This is a genomic window from Pseudomonas fulva (assembly GCF_023517795.1).
GTDB lineage: Bacteria > Pseudomonadota > Gammaproteobacteria > Pseudomonadales > Pseudomonadaceae > Aquipseudomonas > Aquipseudomonas fulva_D.
Genome location: NZ_CP082928.1, coordinates 4219661 through 4240283, shown reverse-complemented (window position 1 = coordinate 4240283; position 20623 = coordinate 4219661). Strand labels below are relative to the sequence as shown.

Below are 20623 nucleotides of genomic sequence, written 5' to 3'. Positions count from 1 at the left end.
AGAGGTGAACCCGATGCGCTGCGATTGATTCAAAGCATGATCGTCATTGAGATGAACCCGGAGCATGTGACGAACGGTCATGATAGGCTTTTTGCCATCGACTCTTTACCCATTGGCCCAATTAGGAGAGCAACCATGGAAATCAATATCGGTATCGCCGAACAGGATCGCGAAGCCATCGCCGAAGGCCTGTCGCGCCTGCTCGCGGACACCTACACCCTGTACCTGAAAACCCACAACTTCCACTGGAACGTTACCGGGCCGATGTTCAACACCCTGCACCTGATGTTCGAAGGTCAGTACACCGAACTGGCACTTGCCGTCGACGCCATCGCCGAACGCATCCGCGCCCTGGGCTTCCCTGCGCCAGGCACCTACGCGGCTTACGCCCGCCTCTCCTCGATCAAGGAAGAGGAAGGCGTACCGAGCGCCGATGAGATGATCAAGCTGCTGGTGCAGGGCCAGGAAGCGGTAGTCCGCACCGCTCGCGGCATCTTCCCGCTGCTCGACAAGGTCAGCGACGAGCCGACCGCCGACCTGCTGACCCAGCGCATGCAGGTTCACGAGAAAACCGCGTGGATGCTGCGCAGCCTGCTGGCTGCCTGACCGTTGCGCCAACAGGGCTGCCGCGGCAGCCCTGTTTCGTTTCATCTCGCCGCAACCGACAGCGCAGCGCGTCCATTTGAGTAGCCCTTCTCTTTGCTGTTAAATACGCCCCGTGCCGCCATCCCAACTCCTGGGCCGGTGCATAGGCTGGCCCTCCCGAACCTTCATCGCCCTTACGTCACGGCAAATCGCGTGGAGCCAGCTGTTCCTGGTGTTCCTTTATCGAGTGAGTGCGTTGAACATGTTTAAAATCGTCCACCTGCTGGTGGGGCTGTCGGCCCTGCTGTTATCCATCGCCCCCGGCCTCAATGACGGCCAGTCGTTCCTGCAACATCCCGATGCGCTGTGCCTGGCGCTGTTCGGCTTCCTCAACCTGCTGCTGGCTACGCAGTTTCCACTGTGGCACAGCAACGCCCGTCAACATCTGCAAAACCTGGCATGTGCCCTGCTGATCCTCGGCACGCTGCTGCAAGCGCTGATCCTGCTGGCCCCACTGCCCCTGATCGCCGAACAGCCTGCCCTGCTGTTCAGCCTGCTGATCATCGCCCTGGCCGTTGCCCTGCACCTTGGCACCAACCTGCGCTTCGACAGAAAGAAGGCAGCACCACAGCAAGACCTGGGTGATCGCGAAACCGGCACCGTGAAGTGGTTCAACACCTCGAAAGGATTCGGCTTCATTTCCCGCGACGCTGGCGAAGACATCTTCGTGCACTTCCGTGCGATCCGCGGCGAAGGCCACCGCGTTCTGGTGGAAGGCCAGCGCGTGGAGTTTTCCGTGATGCAGCGCGACAAAGGCCTGCAGGCGGAAGACGTGATCGCGGCGCTGCCGACGCGGCGCTGATACACCTGCCAACGAAAAGCCCCGCGGATGCGGGGCTTTTTCATTCGAGCGGGCCGCCATCAATAATGAGGCGGCGGCGCTTCATCCTGCGAAGCGCTGAACGGATTCACTTCTTCCTGACGCTTGGCCAGCGCCTGCATCTGCACCTGCAGGCGCTCGATCAATTTCTGCTGTTCCACCAGGGCATCATTGAGCGCCTGGATGGTGTCGTCCTGAAAGGCCAGGCGGCTCTCCAGCTCGACGATACGCTCTTCCAGCCCGCTCATTCAGACCTCCCCTGCCCGGTAGTGCCCCGGCATGACCGATCGCAATTTGTCGCGCAGCGCCGCTACCTGCTGCTGCTCATAGGGCGTGGCCGGATGGCGTCCCCACACCGGGGCAGGCCAGGCGTCGTCGCCGCGATAGCGCACGATCACGTGCATGTGCAGCTGACTGACCACGTTACCCAGGGTGGCGATATTGATCTTGTCAGCCTTGAACGCATCCTTGAGCACCTCGCCCAGCAGGGCGGTCTCGGCCCATAGCGCCTGCTGATCCTCAGCGCTCAACTGAAACACCTCGCTGACCTCTTCGCGTCGCGGCACCAGGATGAACCAGGGGTATCGGGCATCGTTACTGAGCAGTACGCGACTCAACGGCAGGTCCCCCAGTACGAAGGTGTCCTGCTGCAAACGCGGATCCAGTACGAACATGTGCTCACCTCATTTCAAGTCATCCAACGGATCGGCGTGCAACCCGACAAAGGCCGCAGCATACCCGGCAAGGTGCTGAAAATTAACCCCGAAACAGGCGCACCAAGAAGTCGCACGACCTGCGAACCTGGCTTTTCGGATGCACCATATTGTTTCCCAAAGTAAACATTGGCCTGCACACTCAAACATCAACTAAAACTCATTATCAATAACATGAGCACATAGATAGCAAGCTACTAAGAAGCACGCTAACAAGAGTGCGGAAAAACGCATATTTAGGTCGATAATCTGTACTTCCCGACAAAAGAATGCGGATGAACCGCAGCAATTCAGCCGCTTTGGCAATTTTGAGCACGCCTTTTGCTTTAAAGCCCGCAACGCTCCCGAATGGGGCCTGGGCGGTAACGCTTCCCGGCCTTGTAATAGAGCTGTAAATCGTTGGATGGACTCTGCAGCTAGGGTTTGTCTCATTGCGACGCTCCTTTCGCGGTCGACGACAAGCGCAAGGGTGGCGACGAAATGGATAGATCGAAACTATCGCCAATACAAAGTGCCGTGCTATAAGTTCCATTCGACACAAAAAGAAATAGAGCTGCTCGCCATAACAACCTTATTGAGCAGCGGTAGTACTCTTCTAAACCAAAGGAGCAAATCACGATGCGAGTGATGAAGTGGAGCGTAATCGCCCTGGCTGTGGCCGCGGGTACCTCTCAGATGGCAGTGGCTTCGGAGCAGTCCGAATCGAAGGGTTTCGTTGAAGACAGCACCCTGTCGCTCCTGGCGCGCAGCATGTACTACAACCGCGATGCCCGTAACGGCGCTTCCCGCGGCACCGAAGGCAAAGGTTATTCCGAAGAGTGGGGCGCCAGTGCCCGTGCACTGTTCGAATCCGGCTTTACCCAGGGCACCGTTGGTTTCGGCGTTAACGCTTACGCCGGCGCCCTGTGGCAGCTGGACACTGGTGGTGGCCGTCGCGGTGTTGGCATGTTCCCGGAGAACGATGGCAAGGATCTGAGCATCGCCAATGCGGCAGTCAAGGCACGTATTTCCAGCACCACGCTGACCTACGGCTCGCAGATGCCGGCCCTCCCGGTTCTGGCCTACGATGACGGCCGTCTGCTGCCGGAAACCTTCGAAGGGACCATGATCACCAGCCGCGAGATCGAAGGTCTCGAGCTGAACGTGGGCCGCTTCACTGCACAAAACGCAATGAACCAGTCCGGTCGCGACAGCTTGCGTGACGACGACGGCGTCGGCCTTCTGAAATCCATCAATGTGGCAGGTGGTTCTTACGCCTTTACCAAGGATTTCAGCGCTGCGCTCTACTACAGCGATCTGGAAGACCGTTACAAGCGTAAATACGCCAACCTGAACTACAACCTGCCGCTGACCGAAGAACAGGCCCTGGGCTTCGACTTCAATATCTACAAGAGCGATTACGACCGTCAGTTCGGCGGTGGCGACAACACCATCTGGAGCCTGGCGGCCAAGTACAGCGTTGGCGCCCACGCCTTCATTCTGGCTCACCAGCGCAACACCGGTGACCGTGGGTTTGATTACGGCGTAGGCGATGGCGGTGGCGCGATTTTCCTCGCCAACAGCTTCCTGTCCGACTTCAACCAGGAAGACGAGCGCAGCTGGCAAGCCAGCTACGAGCTTGACTTCGCCACTTATGGCGTGCCTGGCCTGAGCTTCAAGACCGCGTACATCTGGGCTGACAACATCCAGACTGCCGAGAGCAACAACGGTAAAGAACACGAGTTCTTCAACCAAGTTAAATACACCGTTCAAAACGGCCCGGCTAAGGATCTTTCCTTCCGCCTGCGCGGTTCGGTGCTGCGTGCCAACTCGGACGTCAACGATCAGTACATCAGCGACACCAACGAAGTTCGCTTCTACGTGAACTACCCGCTCAGCGTTCTGTAATCTCGCGCAAGCCTGATAGCAGTTCAAAAACCTGGCTTCGGCCGGGTTTTTTATTGCCCGTCATGCACTCAGCCCCGTAAATGCACCGAGCCCACGACAAGCCTGCTTGTCCGCGGTCTCACCGAGCAATCGACCGCACACCTGCTCCCCAACCTACCATCGTAATCCCCCTCAGTACTTCGCATCCTGTACGCCACCAGCCACGCGCCGTACAATGCCGAGCGATAAAAATCCCCTTTGCTACCGACAGAACGGCCCATCATGCGTACCAGTCAGTTCCTGCTTTCGACCCTCAAAGAAACGCCCTCCGATGCGGTGGTGATCAGCCATCAGCTGCTGCTGCGCGCCGGCATGATCCGCAAGCTCGCATCCGGCCTGTACACCTGGCTGCCGATGGGGCTGCGCACCCTGCGCAAGGTCGAAAGAATCGTGCGCGAGGAGATGGATGCCGCTGGTGCGCTGGAGGTGCTGATGCCTGCCATCCAGCCTGCCGAATTGTGGCAGGAGTCTGGCCGCTGGGTGCAGTATGGCCCGGAGCTGCTGCGCGTGAAGGACCGTCACGACCGCGAGTTCTGCGTGGGCCCGACCCACGAGGAAGTGATCACCGACCTGGCCCGTAATGAGCTGAACAGCTACAAACAGCTGCCCCTGAACCTGTACCAGATCCAGACCAAGTTCCGCGACGAGATCCGTCCGCGCTTCGGCCTGATGCGTGGCCGCGAGTTCATCATGAAGGACGCCTACTCCTTCCATGCCGACCAGGCTTCGCTGCAGCAGACCTACGACCGCATGCACCAGGCCTACTGCAACATCTTCACCCGCCTGGGCCTGAATTTCCGGCCGGTGGAGGCGGACAACGGCTCGATCGGCGGCGCCGGTTCCCACGAATTCCACGTGCTGGCCGAGTCGGGTGAAGACGATATCGTGTTCAGCAACGCCTCCGATTACGCGGCCAATATCGAGAAGGCCGAGGCCATTCCTCGCGAGTCCGTACGCCCGGCACCGAGCGAGGAGCTGCGCCTGGTCGACACCCCGAACGCCAAGACCATCCAGCAACTGGTGGACGGCTACGACCTGCCCATCGAGCGCACCATCAAGACGCTGATCGTGCATGCCGAAGAAGAGGGCAAACTGATCGCCCTGATCGTTCGCGGCGACCACGAGCTGAACGAGATCAAGGCCGCCAACCAGCCCGGCGTCGCCAGCCCGCTGGTGATGGCCTCGGATGCCGAGCTGCGCGACGCCATCGGCGCCGGTGCCGGCTCCCTGGGCCCACTGAACCTGCCGCTGCCGATCATCATCGATCGCTCGGTCGAGCTGATGAGCGACTTCGCCATTGGCGCCAACATCGACGACAAGCACTATTTCGGCGTCAACTGGGAGCGCGACCTGCCGGTACCGACCGTCGCCGACCTGCGCAACGTGGTGGCCGGCGACCCGAGCCCGGATGGCAAGGGCACCCTGGAGATCAAGCGCGGCATCGAAGTCGGGCATATCTTCCAGCTCGGCACCAAATACAGCGAGGCGATGAACTGCCAGGTACTGGGCGAGAACGGCAAGCCGGTAGTGCTGAGCATGGGCTGCTACGGCATCGGTGTGTCCCGCGTGGTGGCTGCTGCCATCGAGCAGAACAGCGACGAGCGCGGCATCATCTGGAACGATGCCCTGGCGCCCTTCCAGATCGCCCTGGTGCCATTGCGCTATGAAACCGACGCGGTGCGCGAAGCGACCGACAAGCTGTATGCCGAACTGACTGCCGCCGGCTTCGAAGTTCTGCTCGACGACCGTGACAAAAAGACCAGTCCGGGCATCAAATTCGCAGACATGGAACTGATCGGCATTCCGCATCGCATCGTGGTCAGCGATCGCGGCCTCGCCGAAGGCAACCTGGAGTACAAGAGCCGCCTGGAAACCGAGGCTCAGCCAGTCGCCGTCGGCGAGATCCTGTCGTTCATCCAGAATCGTATCCGCCGCTGACCCGCCAAAGAGCCGTCATGTTCAAGCGAAGCACCCTACGCCTTCTCGGCGCCACCACCTGTGGCGCCTTCTTTCTCGCTGGCTGCGCCAACCATCTGCCGCAGCGCAGCGAGCACGAAGAACGTATCGAACGCAAACTGCTGAGCCACAGCCTGCAGATCGACGTGGGGCAGCCCGAGGTGCTGGAACTGCCGCAGCGGCGGGTGCGCGTGCATGAACAGAAGGTCTTCGAGGTGACCCCTTTCGAGGTCACCCGCCACTACGACCGCTATACGCCTTACCAGCCATGGCGGGAGATCTATGAAATCCCCCTGGGCGCGGTGGCCATCGTCGGCGGTATCGGCGCCAACGTGCTCAACGTGGTGGCGCTCGGCCGCATTCCGGATACCGCCACCAAGGACTGGATCAGCTACGGCGTGGCGGGGGTCAACCCGTTCATGAACGTCGAGTCCAATGGCCGTTCGCAGCAGAACCTGGCCGGCATCGACGAAAAGCGCCAGGAAACCCGCACGGACTATTCCAGCCTGCCCTGGGCCGAACGACCGGTGATGATCAAGGCCGGTGAGCAGACCCACGAATTGCTCACCGACCGCAACGGCGTGCTGCGCCTCAACCTGCTCGATGGCCCGTTCGCCGACCAGGACATCGCCCGCGTCGGTACCCTGCTGCTGACCGTCACCGACGAGCAGGACGCCACCCGCGCCGAGGCCACCCTGCTGGTCAGCCGCACCTTGCGCGGCAAGCTGCGTGAGGCCCATGACCTGATCTACGACGACCTCGAAGGGGCGGACGTCGAACAATGGGTGCACCGCGTCAAGCGCCTGTCCGACCTAGGCCTCGAGGAAGAAGCCAGCGAGCTGGAGCAGAGCCTGATCGAACTGACCCGCAACGACCCGGAACTGCAGGCCGAATTCCTGCACTCACTCACCCAGAACGCCGGGCGACTGGCTGCCGACCCGGGCGAAGACTAGGCCCCTAGCGCCGAACTTCGAACCCGGGCGCATCCTGTAGCGGATGCTCACGCAGCGTTAGCGATACCACGCGAGCACCTGAAGGCCCATGTGCGAGCCATTGGGCCAGCGAATGCACCGCGCCCTCCTCGCCTTCGAACAGGACCTCCACGCGCCCATCGGGCAGATTGCGCACCCAGCCGGACAGCTGCAAACGCCCCGCCTCCATGGCCGTGCTCTGGCGAAAACCGACACCCTGCACACGCCCGCAGGCATACCCGTGCCGACAAACGACGGCCATCGCCTCAGCGCTCCTGGCGCAGCGCTGCCAGCCGCGCCCTGAGACCTTCGGCGGTCTGCTCACCAAGCAGACGCTCACGCACCTGGCCCTGATCATCGACGATATAGGTGACCGGCAATGCATCGCTGGGCGGTAGCCCGTAACGCTCCGCGGGATCCTTGGCCAGCACCGTGAACTCGATGCCCAGCGCCTTGGCTGCCTGGCTGAGTTCATCACCCTGCAGGCCATCGAAATTGACACCGAACACGCCGACCGACTGCTTTTCCAGCTCAGGCGCCAGGGCGTTCAGCTCGGGAATCTCGGAGCGGCAGGGGCCACACCACTCCGCCCAATAATTGATAACCAGCCACTGGCCTTCAAGGCGCTCAACCGCTACCTTCTGCCCATGCTGATCGACACCTACGTCATCCGTGCAACCTACCAATACCACAGCGGCGATGAGCACCATCATGAGCCGAATGACTGACTGGACTCGCTTGATCATGGAAATGCTCCTCGTACCGATAAGGTGGCTATGACACTGGATGCACTGCAGCTCGATGTACCCGACGCGCTTCAGGCCGACCTGATCGACCAGGCGACCCTGGGCAGCAACCTGAGCGCGGCTCGCCAGCTGCCGATGGAAACCGGCCTCCAGGAGGTGGCGGCCCTGCTCGCGCGCTTGAATCGCAGCGCGATGACCTTACTCGAAAGACAGCGGGCGCTGCAAAATTTCAGCGATGAGTATCGCCACTACAGTGCACGGCGTTGCCTGGCTGCAGCTGCTGAGCAAACCCAGCTGTGTGCCGAACTCGCCATCGGTTACAAGCGCCTGTTGCTACAGATACTCCAGGGCCACAAGCCCTCCCAGCCGCACCTGGCCTGGTGCCTGAACATGGCCCAGCACTTCATCGCCCAGACCCTGCTGCGCCATTGCCAGCAGTACCGTGAGCCGGATGCCGACCTGTGGCGCGACAGCCATCTGCTGTACTGGCTGGGCGAACGCCATGGCTGCCTCGACGAGCCGGTGGCGGCGGCATTCACGCCCACACCCGCCGATACCCTGCGTGGCCTCTACCAACAGACGCTGCTGCTGGCACTGAGCAATCCCCCGCACCTGCATCCGGATGAGTGCCAGCGACTTTTTGCCGCCCTGGCACCGCTGGCTGCCCTCGCCCGCCTGCTGCCATGGGATGCGGAAGACAGATCCGAAGGCCCGCTGATCGACCTGCACGGCAGGCAGCCGTACCTGACACAGCAGCAACGCCCGCCGGCAGGCAGCGAAACGCTACGACGCCTGGAGCTGGGCGCGCTGCTGGTCGCGCTTGGCGAACCCGCACCGCTGCGCAGTGCCGGCGAGCGCGAACTGCTCGAACGCGTGCATCATCACTGGCTGGGTACCGACCAGCGCCGCCATTCCCGCACCCCGCAACAAAGCGACTGCCGCCTGGCCATCGGCATCCCGGCCATCCACGCCCAGCTCCTGGAGCAGCGGCCACACTGCACACCGGGGCAGATTCTCGATATCGGCCCAGGCGGCGCGCGCCTGCTGTGCCCGGCACAGGCCGCCGACGGCCTGCCGATCGGCCAACTGGTGCTGCTGATCGCCGACAGCGACGTGCTGGCCCTGGTGTGCTGGCGTCACCTCAACGGCGAGGGGCTTCACCTGGGCTTGCGCTACCTGAAGGGCCTGGCACAACCGACCTGGCTCAGACGCGCCCCGAGCAGCCAGCCACACCTGGGTATCCTGCAGAGCACGCCAAAACCACGCGAGGGCTGGCACCACGGCCTGTGGGTGCCCCACAACCAGTTCAGCGACGGCGAAAACCTGTGGTTGCAGCTGCCCAACGCGGTCAACCAGAACCGCCTGCAGCTGCCCGCCTGCAACCTGGCCAGCGCCTCGGTGAGCCGCCACCCCCTGGAACTGCCCTGAATGAGAACCCGGTCACGCACAAGGGCGGCCTGGCGCACAGTTTGATCGCGAGCATCCTTCTTATACTTCCCCGCTGACGTCCTTCGCCAGCCAGGGAGCTCGCATGCCCAACGCCCACGACACACTGATCGGCCAAGTACCGGCACACCTAATCCAGAGCGCGCACCTGCAATTGACCGACTACGACGGGCGGGTCGCCGAATTCAACGTGGCCGCCTGGCTGCACCTGCCCGGCCAGGCAGGCAACCTGGTCTCCCTGCAGGTTCGCTATCGCGATGGCGAGCAAATACGTTCGATCAATCTGGATCACGCCAAGGTAGGCGCACAGGACAGGATCCTGCTTTCCGGCATCGCGCGCCTGCCGGTGGCCCAGCGAATCGAGCAGATGCAGATACGTCTGCGCTCGGCGCAAGCTGTGGGGAATGAGCTGAAAATCGAAGAGCTTTTCGTGCAGGCCGTCGAACCGGCGATCGCCCAGGGGCGGGCGAATCAGGCCAACGCCTGACCGGTCCTGGCAGACACCTGGCAGCTCTCGTGCGGTGGCTTGGCATCTGACGTCGATGAGCTGCCCACAGTCGCGACCAGCGACTCGGGCCACTTGCCGAAACGCAGCCCGGTGATCCGGTTAAGGTTCTCCAACGCACGGTCACTATCATGGGCGTGAAGCATCACGACCTTGGGAGAAGACTTTGGCATTGCAGGTACCTTTGGTGACGCGACATCGACTGAAGATGGCATAGCCAGAAACATGCCATCTTACTGGCGCCAACGGAACGGCAGCCCGAACCGGCATCGAGCCATCAAATACGCATCCCGCGGTGCCGATAAACGTCACTTCCTGTCACTGCCCTGCCCCTCCAGCCAATGCGCCAGGCTGTCGCCGAACAGCAGGGTCTGCTCCTCGTGCAGGCGTTTCAGGGCCTCCCGCAGCGCCGGATACCAGGGCTCGTCCAGTTCGTCGGGCAACTGGTTCAGATGGGGCAACGGCCAGGGGCTGCGCTCGAACAGCTGCTGCAAGGTGTAATGGGACAGGTCGCGACTGAGCATCCAGCTATCGCCGCCGGTGCTGGCGACCAGGCGCTGGCCTTCCAGAAAACTCAGCACTTCCTCCCACTCATGCTCGGGCAGCAACCAGCCCTGCCGCTGAATATCGCGATGGCGCACCTTGAGCCCGGTACGCTGGCGCGCGTGAAATACCCGCAGGATGCCCAGCAGCACCAGTGCCCTGGGCATCGCGCGCTTGCGCCACTGATGAGAAACCCCCAGGTTGCAGACCAGCTCGGCCCCCAGCAGGACGATCAGCCAGGACAGAAAGATCCACAGGAGAAACAGCGGCACCGTGGCGAAGGCACCGTAGATCAGTTGATAGCCCGGAAAGAAGCGCACGTAGAAACCGAAAATCGCCTTGGCGACTTCCAGCAGCACCGCCGTGAACAGCCCGCCCCACAGCGCATGACGTAGCGGTACCCGGGCATTGGGCACGGCGGCATACAGCAGAGTGAACGCCGCCACGCTGAACAACAGCGGCGTGAAGCGCAGCAGCGTCTGGGCGCCGACCACGGCATCCGGCCCGCTGAGCAGAGACAGCGAGGCGACATAGGTACTGATGGCGAATCCGGCGCCCAGCAGCATCGGGCCAAGGCTGAGGATCGCCCAATACAGCAGGAAGGTGGCGATACCACGGCGCGGTTGCCGCACCCGCCAGATGGTGTTGAAGGTGCGCTCGATGGTCACCAGCATCCAGAACGCGGTGATCGCCAGCACCGCCACGCCGATCCAGGTCAGCTGCCGCGCCTGGGTGGTGAAATTGCGCAGATACTCCTGCAACGCCTCACCCGCAGACGGCACGAAGTTGTGAAAGATGAATGCCTGGATCTGCTCACCGGTCCCCTGGAAGGCCGGCACGGCGGAGAGCACGGCGAAGCTGACCGTCATCATCGGCACCACGGCGAACAGCGTGGTGTAGGTCAGCGCAGCGGCGTTATCGGCACCGCGATTGTCGAAGAAGCGCTGCCAGAGGAATCGCCAGAACTCGAGCCAATCGTGCAAACGCTGCTGCATACCCACCTCACAAGGGCACTCGGAAACCTGCGCATCATCGTCAGTCCGGCGCCGCTGGCGGCGCGAGCAATGCAGACGAGCGGGAAAAGCTGGCCACAAGCCATTGTGACCGCGCATTACAGACGCTGGCTCGGCACATAGGTTCGCCTCGATTGCCGCACCCCGTTCAGCGCAAGGCGCCGACGCGGTTAGAATAGCTGCCATCTGCCGCCAGAAGCGACGACTGCCATGACCGATCTGACCCTTTATCACAATCCACGCTGCTCGAAATCCCGCGCGGCTCTGCAACTGCTCGAGGAACGCGGCCTGCAGCCGGTCGTGGTGCACTACCTGGACAATCCACCCAGCGCTGCTCAATTGCGTGAGCTGCTGAGCAAACTCGACCTGCCCCCTCGCCAGTTGCTGCGCAGTGGTGAAGACGAATACCGTGAACTCGACCTGGCCAATCAGGCGCTGGGTGACGACGAACTGATCGCGGCCATGGTCGCCCACCCACGCCTGATCGAGCGCCCGATCCTGATCGCCGGGGATCGCGCCGTGATCGGTCGGCCGCCGGAAAACATCCTGGAGCTGCTGCCATGACCACGCCTTACATTCTGGTGCTGTATTACAGCCGTCACGGTGCCACTGCCGAGATGGCCCGCCATATCGCTCGCGGGGTCGAGCTGCAGGGCATCGAGGCGCGCCTGCGCACCGTACCGGCGGTTTCCGCCGAATGCGCAGCGGTCGCCGACAGCATTCCGGCACAAGGCGCCCCCTACGCCAGCCTCGACGACCTGAAGAACTGCGCCGGCCTGGCGCTGGGCAGCCCGACACGCTTCGGCAACATGGCGGCGCCCATGAAGTACTTTCTCGACGGCACCAGCAACCTGTGGCTGACCGGCAGCCTGGTCGGCAAGCCCGCGGGCGTGTTCACCTCCACCGCCAGCCTGCATGGCGGCCAGGAGAGCACGCTGCTGTCGATGCTGCTGCCCCTGTTGCACCACGGCATGCTGATTGCCGGCCTGCCCTACAGTGAGTCCGCCCTGGTCGAGACCCGCGGTGGCGGCACGCCCTACGGCGCCAGCCACCATGCAGGCGCCGACGGCAAACGCGCCCTGGACGAGCATGAGATCACCCTGTGTCGCGCCCTGGGTCAGCGCCTGGCGAGCATCGCCCTCAAGCTGGGCGACGGCCGTGGCTAGAGCAGCCAGAGCGCTGCCCAGCGCGGACTGGCTGCTGCCACGCCTGCGGATCTGCCGCTACCTGAGCCTGGCCAGCTTCGTGGCGCTGGCGGCGCTGCTGCTGATCTGGAACCTGGGCTATGCCGCCGTTCCCAGGTCGCTGCTGTGGGCGGTACTGGCCGTGCAGGTACTGCCGTTACTGCTGCTCGCGCCGGGGATCATCGGCGGCCACCCGCGTACCCATTCGTGGGCCTGCTTCGTGGTCAACCTGTATTTCATCCAGGGGGTACTGGCCGCGTTCGATCCGTCCAAGCAGCTGTTCGGCTGGCTGGAAATCCTGCTCAGCCTGACGCTGTTCACCAGCGCCCTGCTCTATACGCGCTGGTGTGCGCAGTACCAGCGGATCGGCGGCGCTGGCGAAAGCCGCGAAGAATAGCGGTATCCGGGACGGTAGCCGGGCTACCAGTCCAGGGTTTCCTTGAGGAAGGGAATGGTCAGCTTGCGCTTTTCCTGCAGCGAGGCCTGATCCAGACGCTCGAGCAGTTCGAACAGCGCGTTCATGCTGCGCTCGCCGCGGGTGAGAATGAAGCGCCCCACGTCATCGCTCATGTGCAGGCCGCGGCGCGAGGCACGCAGCTGCAAGGCGCGCAGCTTGTCCTCGTCGGACAGCGACTGCAGCTGGAACACCAGGGCCAGGGTCAGGCGCGACTTGAGGTCGGGCAGCTTGATCGACAATTCGCGGGGCGAGGCATTGGCAGCCAGGAGCAAACGCCGACCGCTGTCGCGCAGACGATTGAACAGGTGAAACAGCGCTTCTTCCCAGGCTCGCTGCCCGGCAGCGGCTTCCAGATCATCCAGGCAAACCAGCTCGAACTGCTCCAGGTTGTCCAGAATCGCCGGGCCGTATTGCACCACTTCGCCCAGTGGCAGGTAGACGGCACGCTCGCCGAGCTGCTCGAAGCGCAGGCAGGCCGCCTGCAGCAGGTGGCTGCGGCCGACGCCCTCACCACCCCACAGGTAGATCAGGCTCTCCGTCCAGCCCGCCTCGGCCTCGCACAGACGCTCCACGTACCCGAGGGCAGCAGCATTGGCGCCCGGGTAGTAATTGGCGAAGGTGGCGTCGTCGCGCAGACGCACACCCAGGGGCAGTTGAATCGGCTTCATGCTGGAGAGAACGGCTCGTCGGAGCCCGATTGGCGCTCTGAATAAAGGTGGGGCAGTTTATACCCTTGGCGGCCGCCTGTCATTGCCGCACTTTTCCAAGGCAATACAAGGGCTTAGCCGATCTCAGCGCGATCGGCGGCCAGGCGCTGGCCGAACCGGGGCCTGCCCCCCATAGGCGTCGGACCGCTTGTACAGTTCGTGCACGTGACGCAGCAGCACCATGATCACTGCGGCCACCGGCAACGCCAGCAGAATACCGGTGAAACCGAACAACTGGCCGCCGGCCATGATCGCGAAGATCACCGCGACAGGGTGCAGGCCAATGCGATCACCGACCAGCAATGGCGTCAGCAGCATCCCTTCGAGCAACTGGCCGACCACGAACACCCCGGCAATTGCCAGCAAGGGATAGGGGTCGCCGCCGAACTGGAACACGCCGGCGAGCAGCGCACTGCCGATTCCCACCACCACCCCCAGGTACGGCACGATGCTCGCGAGGCCGGCCAGTACACCGATCAACAGGCCCAGTTCCAGGCCGATGGCCATCAGGCCGACCGCGTACATCGCGCCCAGCGCCAGCATCACCAGCAGCTGGCCACGCAGAAAGGCACCGAGCACCTCATGGCATTCGCCGAACAGCTTCACCACCACGCCTTCGTTGTCGCGCGGCACCAGGCTGCGCAGTTTGCCGACCAGCAGATCCCAGTCGCGCATCAGGTAGAAACTGACCACCGGGATCAGCAGCAGATTGGCCACCCAGGCCATCAGCGCCAGGCTTGACGCCGTGACCTGGGAGAGCACCAGCCCGGCGATGTCGGTGGTCTGGCTCAGGTGCCCGGAAAGGGACTGCTTGAGCTGATCGAAGCGCCAGAAGCCCTCGTTCAGCCCGAGCTTGACCTGGATCCACGGCAGCGCCTGGTTCTGCGCCCAGTCGAGCATCTGCGGCAGCAGCTCGTAGAGCCGCACCAGCTGCTTGCCGAGCATCGGAATCAGCACCAGCAGGGCCAGGGCCATCAACAGGGTGAACAGGCCGAACACCACGATCACGCCCCAGGTGCGCGACAATTTCAGGCGCTCCAGGCGGTCGACCAGCGGATCACCGAGGTAGGCGATCAGAATGCCGACCAGAAACGGCGAAAGAATCGGATGCAGCAGGTACAGCAGGCCGCCCAGTACCAGCACGACAGTGATCCACAGCCAGCGAAACGAAACGGGCATGCTCGATCCTCGGAAGCAAATGACAGGTCAGCGCGCACTCGCAAAACGACCTCGGCCAGGGCCGAGGTCGTCGCAAGCGAAGCGGTTCAGATGAGCGGCAGTCTACCAGCGAAAGTACAGGACATCGCCACGGCGTTGGGGATCGGCTGCCGGCGGTGCCGGCGGCGGCTCCACAGGTGCCTGGCTGGCATCCACGGGTGCCTGGGGCTCGGCGGGCACCGGCGCCTCTGCGGCCAGTTCGGCTGCCGACGCCTCGCGCAACTGCAGCAGGCCCAACTGGGTGCGCAGCTGCTCGGCGCTGGCATTGACCTTGTAGATCAGCCGGTCGGCCTCCACCGATTGCAACTGAGCGGCAAAGGGTTCGAGCACTCGCTGCAGCTCCGCGTAACGGGACAGATCGGCGCCGATGATTTCCACCGTCTGCGTCGAGCTGGCGCCCGGCGCGACGACGAAACGCGGCGCCAGGCGCTCGCTCACCGCCAGCAACACGGCATCGGCCAATGCCGCCTGATCGGCGCCCTCGGCCTTGCCCTGCTCGCGTTCCTCGCCCAGCCACAGTTGCCAGCTGGCCTGCCACTTGCCGTCCGCTTCGCTGGCGCGCACGGCCAGCAAGGCGTCGGCGCCGTAGCGCTCGGATGCCGAACGCAACTCACCCGGATCCTTGGCCCCCAGCGCTTCCTTGGTGGCCACCAGTTGCTCGCTGAGATCGGCCAGCGGCAGGCGCAGTGGCAGGCCGCGGTGCTGGGCCGCCTCGCGCAGCGGCTCGGCGGCGGCCTGGCCGTCACCGACCATGTTCGCCCCATCGACCGTCTCGTTCAGCCACCAGGCCAGAATCGCCGGGCGGTTGACGCCCCATAGCGGCAAGCCGGCCTGGCGCAGGGAGCGGTCGGTGGACACCGCATCGAAGTCGACCACCAGGTGATCGCCCTCGTACCCGTACTGGCTGATGATCTGCTGCGGATCCTTGCGCAATTCGGCCAGCGCCGAGCCCTTGGCTGCATCTGGCTTGCCGGTCAGGCGCAGCACCAGCGTCTCGACCGCGCGCTGCAGGGCGGCATCGCGTTCCTCGGGCTGCTGACTGGCAACCGTCTCGCGCACCTGATAGAGGTCACTCACGGTCGCTGCCAGGGTCGGCAGGCTCAGCAGTGACAGGCAAAGAAGCAGGGGGCGGAAGGTCGGGCGCATGAACGGAGAACTCTCGGCTGAAGAAGGCGGCGCGCGGTAACAGGCCGTGGCGCTATACCTTAGGGGCTGTTGCCCCGGCATCGCAAGCCACGCGGTGATTAGCGCGTCTGCCGGCTTGCCTGTGACCCGCCAGGCCCGGCCAGGGTTCAGCGCCGGCCGCCCATGGCGTCCCACGCTCGGCACGGTGGCTGGCCGCTGCCGGGCAAGCCTGATAAAATCGCGCGCCTTCGCAGAACGGCCCCGAGGGGCCGACGCTATTCCGACTTTCCCCTTCCAAAGGCCTGGATCTATGAGCAAGCAACCCTCCATCAGCTACAAGGACGCAGGTGTGGACATCGACGCGGGCGAAGCCCTGGTCGAACGCATCAAGGGCGTAGCCAAGCGCACCGCCCGTCCTGAAGTCATGGGTGGCCTGGGTGGCTTCGGCGCCCTGTGCGAGATCCCGGCCGGCTACAAGCAACCGGTACTGGTCTCCGGCACCGACGGCGTGGGCACCAAGCTGCGCCTGGCGCTGAACCTCAACAAGCACGACAGCATCGGCCAGGACCTGGTCGCCATGTGCGTCAACGACCTGGTGGTCTGTGGCGCCGAGCCGCTGTTCTTCCTCGACTACTACGCCACCGGCAAGCTCAACGTCGACGTGGCCGCTACCGTGGTCACCGGCATCGGTGCCGGTTGCGAGCTGGCCGGCTGCTCGCTGGTCGGTGGGGAAACCGCCGAGATGCCGGGCATGTACGAAGGCGAAGACTACGACCTGGCCGGCTTCTGCGTGGGCGTGGTCGAGAAGGCCGAGATCATCGACGGCTCCAAGGTCGCCACTGGCGATGCACTGATCGCCCTGCCCTCCTCGGGCCCGCACTCCAACGGCTACTCGCTGATCCGCAAGATCCTCGAAGTGTCCGGCACCGATATCGAGAACACCCAGCTCGATGGCAAGCCCCTGGCCGACCTGCTGATGGCGCCGACGCGCATCTACGTCAAGCCCCTGCTGGAGCTGATCAAGAAGACCGGTGCGGTCAAGGCCATGGCCCACATCACCGGCGGCGGCCTGCTGGACAACATCCCGCGCGTACTGCCGGACAACGCCCAGGCGGTGATCGACGTGGCCAGCTGGCAGCGCCCGGCGGTGTTCGACTTCCTGCAGGACAAAGGCAACGTCGACGAGCACGAGATGCACCGCGTGCTGAACTGCGGTGTGGGCATGGTCATCTGCGTTGCTCAGGATCAGGTCGACACTGCCCTTGCCACCCTGCGCAGCGCCGGCGAGCAGCCCTGGGTCATCGGCCAGATCGCCGCCGCAGCCGAAGGCGCCGAGCGCGTCGTGCTGAACAATCTGAAAAGCCACTGATGGGCATCTAATGCCGCAACTCTGCAATGTAGTGGTGCTGCTGTCGGGCACCGGCAGCAACCTTCAGGCGCTGATCGACAGCACCGCCGATGGCGACAGCCCGGTGCGCATCGCCGCGGTGATCGCCAACCGCAGCGATGCCTACGGCCTGCAACGTGCCCAGGCTGCCGGCATCGCCACCCGCGTGCTCGAACACGGCGACTATCAGGGCCGCGACGCCTTCGATAGCGCGCTGATGCAGACCATCGACGGCTTCGACCCGCAGTTGGTGGTGCTCGCCGGCTTCATGCGCATTCTCACCCCGGCCTTCGTGCGCCATTACCACGGTCGCCTGCTGAACATCCATCCCTCGCTGCTACCGCGCCACAAGGGCCTGCATACCCACCAGCGCGCCCTGGAGGCCGGTGACACCGAGCACGGCTGCAGCGTGCACTTCGTGACCGAGGAACTCGATGGTGGCCCTCTGGTCGTACAGGCAGTAATCCCGGTACAGTCGCAGGACACGGCCGCCAGCCTGGCGCAACGGGTTCACGCCCAGGAGCACCGGATCTATCCGCTGGCCGTACGCTGGTTTGCCGAGCAACGTTTGTACCTCACGGACGCCGGCCCCCAGCTTGACGGTGTTGCACTGCCGGCCACCGGTTACCCCATCAACAGCAAGGAGACTCCATGCGCCGCGCCCTAATGCTTGCCCTGGCGTTGTTCAGCCTGCCTGCCCTCGCCGCAGAGCCGAAGCCCTTCTCCGCCAGCTACACCGCCGACTGGAAGCAGGTTCCGGTCAGCGGCTCCGCCGAACGCAGCCTGCAGAAGCTCGAAGACGGGCGCTGGCAACTGGTGTTCAAGGCCTCCATGCTGGTCGCTGGCCTGACCGAACAAAGCACCTTCACGGTCGAGAACGATGCCTTCCTGCCGCAGAGCTACAAGTTCGAGCGCAGCGGCCTGGGCAAGAGCAAGGACATCGAGTTCGATTTCGACTGGTCGCAGAAACAGGTGATCGGCAGCGACCGCGGCAATCCGGTGCGCTTCCCGCTCAACCGCGGCATGCAGGACAAGTCGACCTATCAGTTGGCCCTGCAGCACGACGTGGCCGCCGGCGAGAAAAGCATGAGCTATCAGGTGGTCGATGGTGACGAGATCGAAACCTACGACTTCCGCGTGCTCGGTGAGGAAGTGGTACGCACCGCTGCCGGCCTGATCGACGCCATCAAGGTCGAGCGGGTACGCGATCCCACGCAAAGCAGTCGCAAGACCATTCTCTGGTTCGCCAAGGACTGGGACTACCTGCTGGTGCGCCTGCACCAGGTGGAAAAGGACGGCAAGGAATACCAGATCATGCTCAAGTCGGGCACGGTCGATGGCAAGAATGTCGAAGGTCGCCGCGACTGAACGGCCTGCCGCACACCAGAGAAACCGGGGCCTGCCCCGGTTTTTTTATGCCTGCGATTCAGCACCGCGCCCAGCAAAACCGCTGACAAGCGAAGCGCCTGGGAACTTGTAACCAATTAATACAGTCACAAAATATGTCGTTGCTTAGCAGGCTAAGCACGAGCGCAGCCGCCTTGCGCAGCATTTGTCCGGCAATACTGGAGAAATAAAATGAGCGTACTCGTAGTGACCGAGCGTGACGAACACCATATGTCCCACGAAGCCCAGGCCGAGGGCCTGCGGGTCTGGGACGTGTATCAGAACGATCAGCTGGTCGGCATATTCCCCTCCGAAGAGGAAGCGGTGGCGTATCAGGCGGAACTGGAAGCCCACGACCATGAGGCTGCCCATTCACAGTAGCTCGGAATCCCAAGAAAAAGCCCGCATCGTGCGGGCTTTTTCTTGGCGGACTGCTTACCACATCAGGTCGTCGGGCACCTGATAGGCGGCATAGGGGTCGTCCTCGTCCGGTGCCTCGGTCGGCGTGTTGAGCAGCAGCACGCGCTGCGGGTCACGCTCCTGGATGCGCAGCGCCGCCTCGCGCGGAATCACCTCGTAGCCGCCGCCATGACGCACGATGGCCAGCGAACCCCGGCTGAGCTTGTCGCGCATCAGGGCGTTGACCGGCAGACGCTTGACCTTCTTGTCATCGACGAAGTTGTAGTAATCCTCGGTGGTCAACTTGGGCAGGCGCGACGCCTCGATCAACTGCTTGATCTGCGCCGCTCGGGCCTTCTGCTCGGCCTTTTCCTGCTGCTGACGATTGAGTTCCTGATCGCGCGCGGCCTTCTCGGCCTTGGCCTGCTGGGCCGCGAGCTGACTGCTCTTGTCTTCCTCGGCCTGGCCTTTCTTCACCATGCGCTGCTGTTTGTGTTGTTGCTTGGTGGCCTGCTTGACCTGTTTCTCGTTGACCAACCCGGCTTTGAGCAACTGGTCACGTAGTGAAATCGCCATAACCTACCTATACGCGGACAATTTAACGGGATGGGACACGCCCATCTGACTTGGGGCTGTCAGCTCAACAGCCTGACTGCCGCTCGCTTTTCTTGGCCTCGCCCCACAGGGCGTCGAGCTCATCCAGGGTGCAATTCTCGATGGGGCGCCCGGCTTCGCGCAATGCCTGTTCGATAAAGCGGAAGCGCCGCTCGAACTTGCCATTGGCCACCCGCAGCGCCCCTTCCGGGTCGACCTTCAGGTGCCGGGCCAGATTGGTGGCGCTGAACAGCAGATCGCCGATCTCCTCGGCGATGGCCTCGGGGTCGTTCTCGCTGATCGCCTCGAGCACTTCGTCCAGTTCTTCGCGCACCTTGTCGAGCACCGGCAAGGCATCCGGCCAGTCGAAGCCGACCCGGGCAGCGCGCCCCTGCAACTTCTTGGCGCGGCTCAGGGCCGGCAGCACGTTCGGTACGTCGTCGAGCAATGACAACTGCTGCGGCGCCGTTGCACGCTCGGCGCGCTCCTCGGCCTTGATCGCCTCCCAGCGCTGCTTGACCTCGGTTTCGCTGAGCCGCGGCTGATCCACCGGCCCATACAGATCGCCATCGGGAAACACATGGGGATGGCGGCGCACCAGCTTGCGGGTGATGCCGTCGACCACCGCGGCGAAATCGAAGCGCCCCTCCTCCTTCGCCAGCTGGCTGTAATAAACCACCTGGAACAGCAGGTCGCCGAGTTCGCCGGGCAGCTCGTCGAAGGCCTCACGCTCGATGGCATCGGCCACCTCGTAGGCTTCCTCCAGGGTATGCGGCACGATGCTGGCGTAGGACTGCTGCAGATCCCACGGGCAGCCGTGCTGCGGATCACGCAGGCGGGCCATCAGGCTGAGCAGGTCGGTGAGTTGATACATAGAGGTGT

General features: G+C 63.5%; 24 protein-coding genes and 1 pseudogene. 15 read left to right on the top strand and 10 right to left on the bottom strand.

All coding sequences use genetic code 11. The features are described from left to right. Positions 1-135 precede the first annotated feature (135 nt). From K8U54_RS19570 to K8U54_RS19565, 3 genes and pseudogenes are all read left to right on the top strand, one after another. Positions 136-606 carry a Dps family protein gene (locus K8U54_RS19570; RefSeq protein WP_070885442.1) on the top strand — a complete coding sequence of 157 codons (471 nt, stop codon included), beginning with the start codon at positions 136-138 and terminating at the stop codon, positions 604-606. Positions 607-847: 241 nt separating this feature from the next. Next, positions 848-1117 (top strand): annotated as a pseudogene (locus K8U54_RS25215) (cold shock domain-containing protein membrane protein); the annotation flags it as partial. Positions 1118-1222: 105 nt separating this feature from the next. Continuing rightward, positions 1223-1447: a cold-shock protein gene (locus K8U54_RS19565; RefSeq protein ID WP_167359775.1), complete on the top strand. Its 225-nt coding sequence runs from the start codon at positions 1223-1225 to the stop codon at positions 1445-1447. 59 nt (positions 1448-1506) lie between these two features. Here K8U54_RS19565 and K8U54_RS19560 read toward each other — a convergent pair whose 3' ends face one another. Together K8U54_RS19560 and K8U54_RS19555 are read right to left on the bottom strand one after the other, a co-directional pair. Next, positions 1507-1713: a SlyX family protein gene (locus K8U54_RS19560; protein ID WP_070885443.1), complete on the bottom strand. Its 207-nt coding sequence runs from the start codon at positions 1711-1713 to the stop codon at positions 1507-1509. Then, a complete protein-coding gene (locus K8U54_RS19555; protein WP_249907373.1) occupies positions 1714-2139 on the bottom strand; it encodes an HIT family protein in 426 nt (141 codons plus the stop codon). Between the two features lie 657 nt (positions 2140-2796). Here K8U54_RS19555 and K8U54_RS19550 point away from each other — a divergent pair. The 3 genes from K8U54_RS19550 to K8U54_RS19540 all read left to right on the top strand — a co-directional run bounded on the left by K8U54_RS19550 (position 2797) and on the right by K8U54_RS19540 (position 7013). Then, the gene (locus tag K8U54_RS19550) at positions 2797-4065 is read left to right on the top strand and encodes an OprD family porin (protein ID WP_249907372.1); all 1269 of its coding nucleotides are present in this window, start codon (positions 2797-2799) and stop codon (positions 4063-4065) included. A 261-nt stretch (positions 4066-4326) separates the two neighbouring features. Further along, on the top strand, positions 4327-6042 hold the full coding sequence (locus K8U54_RS19545; protein WP_249907371.1) for a proline--tRNA ligase: 1716 nt from the start codon (positions 4327-4329) through the stop codon (positions 6040-6042). Between the two features lie 17 nt (positions 6043-6059). After that, on the top strand, positions 6060-7013 hold the full coding sequence (locus K8U54_RS19540; protein WP_249907370.1) for a hypothetical protein: 954 nt from the start codon (positions 6060-6062) through the stop codon (positions 7011-7013). Between the two features lie 4 nt (positions 7014-7017). Here K8U54_RS19540 and K8U54_RS19535 read toward each other — a convergent pair whose 3' ends face one another. Both K8U54_RS19535 and K8U54_RS19530 read right to left on the bottom strand, forming a co-directional pair. Further along, on the bottom strand, positions 7018-7293 hold the full coding sequence (locus tag K8U54_RS19535) for an acylphosphatase (RefSeq protein ID WP_249907369.1): 276 nt from the start codon (positions 7291-7293) through the stop codon (positions 7018-7020). A 4-nt stretch (positions 7294-7297) separates the two neighbouring features. After that, positions 7298-7777: a TlpA disulfide reductase family protein gene (locus tag K8U54_RS19530; RefSeq protein ID WP_249907368.1), complete on the bottom strand. Its 480-nt coding sequence runs from the start codon at positions 7775-7777 to the stop codon at positions 7298-7300. A gap of 30 nt (positions 7778-7807) precedes the next feature. Here K8U54_RS19530 and K8U54_RS19525 point away from each other — a divergent pair, with 30 nt between their 5' ends. Both K8U54_RS19525 and K8U54_RS19520 read left to right on the top strand, forming a co-directional pair. Beyond that, positions 7808-9205, top strand: coding sequence for a PilZ domain-containing protein (locus tag K8U54_RS19525; RefSeq protein WP_249907367.1), 1398 nt, complete (start codon positions 7808-7810; stop codon positions 9203-9205). A 103-nt stretch (positions 9206-9308) separates the two neighbouring features. Beyond that, the gene (locus K8U54_RS19520; RefSeq protein WP_249907366.1) at positions 9309-9710 is read left to right on the top strand and encodes a hypothetical protein; all 402 of its coding nucleotides are present in this window, start codon (positions 9309-9311) and stop codon (positions 9708-9710) included. A gap of 326 nt (positions 9711-10036) precedes the next feature. Here the strand turns inward: K8U54_RS19520 and K8U54_RS19510 are convergent, their stop codons facing one another. Continuing rightward, positions 10037-11266, bottom strand: a complete 1230-nt coding sequence (locus tag K8U54_RS19510) for a YihY family inner membrane protein (RefSeq protein WP_249907365.1) — start codon at positions 11264-11266, stop codon at positions 10037-10039. Positions 11267-11494: 228 nt separating this feature from the next. Between K8U54_RS19510 and arsC the strand changes: the two genes are divergently transcribed. From arsC to K8U54_RS19495, 3 genes are read left to right on the top strand one after another with little or no spacing between them, the layout of a single operon-like run. Then, complete coding sequence (gene arsC, locus K8U54_RS19505; RefSeq protein WP_249907364.1) at positions 11495-11848, top strand: arsenate reductase (glutaredoxin); 354 nt, start codon at positions 11495-11497, stop codon at positions 11846-11848. Continuing rightward, complete coding sequence (gene wrbA, locus K8U54_RS19500) at positions 11845-12450, top strand: NAD(P)H:quinone oxidoreductase (RefSeq protein ID WP_249907363.1); 606 nt, start codon at positions 11845-11847, stop codon at positions 12448-12450. Before arsC ends, wrbA begins: the two co-directional genes overlap by 4 nt. After that, positions 12443-12865, top strand: a complete 423-nt coding sequence (locus K8U54_RS19495; RefSeq protein WP_249907362.1) for a DUF2069 domain-containing protein — start codon at positions 12443-12445, stop codon at positions 12863-12865. The genes wrbA and K8U54_RS19495 overlap by 8 nt, the downstream gene beginning before the upstream one ends. A gap of 23 nt (positions 12866-12888) precedes the next feature. Here K8U54_RS19495 and hda read toward each other — a convergent pair whose 3' ends face one another. The 3 genes from hda to K8U54_RS19480 form a co-directional block, all read right to left on the bottom strand. Continuing rightward, positions 12889-13593, bottom strand: coding sequence for a DnaA regulatory inactivator Hda (hda, locus tag K8U54_RS19490; protein WP_070885457.1), 705 nt, complete (start codon positions 13591-13593; stop codon positions 12889-12891). A gap of 123 nt (positions 13594-13716) precedes the next feature. Further along, complete coding sequence (locus K8U54_RS19485) at positions 13717-14811, bottom strand: AI-2E family transporter (RefSeq protein ID WP_249907361.1); 1095 nt, start codon at positions 14809-14811, stop codon at positions 13717-13719. A gap of 102 nt (positions 14812-14913) precedes the next feature. After that, positions 14914-15996 carry a DUF2066 domain-containing protein gene (locus K8U54_RS19480; protein WP_249907360.1) on the bottom strand — a complete coding sequence of 361 codons (1083 nt, stop codon included), beginning with the start codon at positions 15994-15996 and terminating at the stop codon, positions 14914-14916. Between the two features lie 289 nt (positions 15997-16285). On the opposite strand from K8U54_RS19480, the gene purM reads away from it, so the two are divergent. The 4 genes from purM (at position 16286) to K8U54_RS19460 (ending at position 19129) form a co-directional block, all read left to right on the top strand. After that, positions 16286-17344, top strand: coding sequence for a phosphoribosylformylglycinamidine cyclo-ligase (gene purM, locus K8U54_RS19475; RefSeq protein ID WP_013790611.1), 1059 nt, complete (start codon positions 16286-16288; stop codon positions 17342-17344). Between the two features lie 10 nt (positions 17345-17354). Continuing rightward, positions 17355-18029: a phosphoribosylglycinamide formyltransferase gene (gene purN / locus K8U54_RS19470; protein WP_249907359.1), complete on the top strand. Its 675-nt coding sequence runs from the start codon at positions 17355-17357 to the stop codon at positions 18027-18029. Next, the gene (locus K8U54_RS19465) at positions 18014-18730 is read left to right on the top strand and encodes a DUF3108 domain-containing protein (protein WP_249907358.1); all 717 of its coding nucleotides are present in this window, start codon (positions 18014-18016) and stop codon (positions 18728-18730) included. The genes purN and K8U54_RS19465 overlap by 16 nt, the downstream gene beginning before the upstream one ends. A gap of 210 nt (positions 18731-18940) precedes the next feature. Beyond that, entirely contained in the window at positions 18941-19129 is a 189-nt protein-coding gene (locus K8U54_RS19460) for a hypothetical protein (RefSeq protein WP_249907357.1), read from the top strand. Between the two features lie 54 nt (positions 19130-19183). On the opposite strand, the gene K8U54_RS19455 is transcribed toward K8U54_RS19460, so the two are convergent. Then, complete coding sequence (locus tag K8U54_RS19455) at positions 19184-19723, bottom strand: DUF2058 domain-containing protein (protein WP_249907356.1); 540 nt, start codon at positions 19721-19723, stop codon at positions 19184-19186. A 64-nt stretch (positions 19724-19787) separates the two neighbouring features. Next, positions 19788-20615, bottom strand: coding sequence for a nucleoside triphosphate pyrophosphohydrolase (mazG, locus tag K8U54_RS19450; RefSeq protein ID WP_249907355.1), 828 nt, complete (start codon positions 20613-20615; stop codon positions 19788-19790). Positions 20616-20623: the final 8 nt, after the last annotated feature.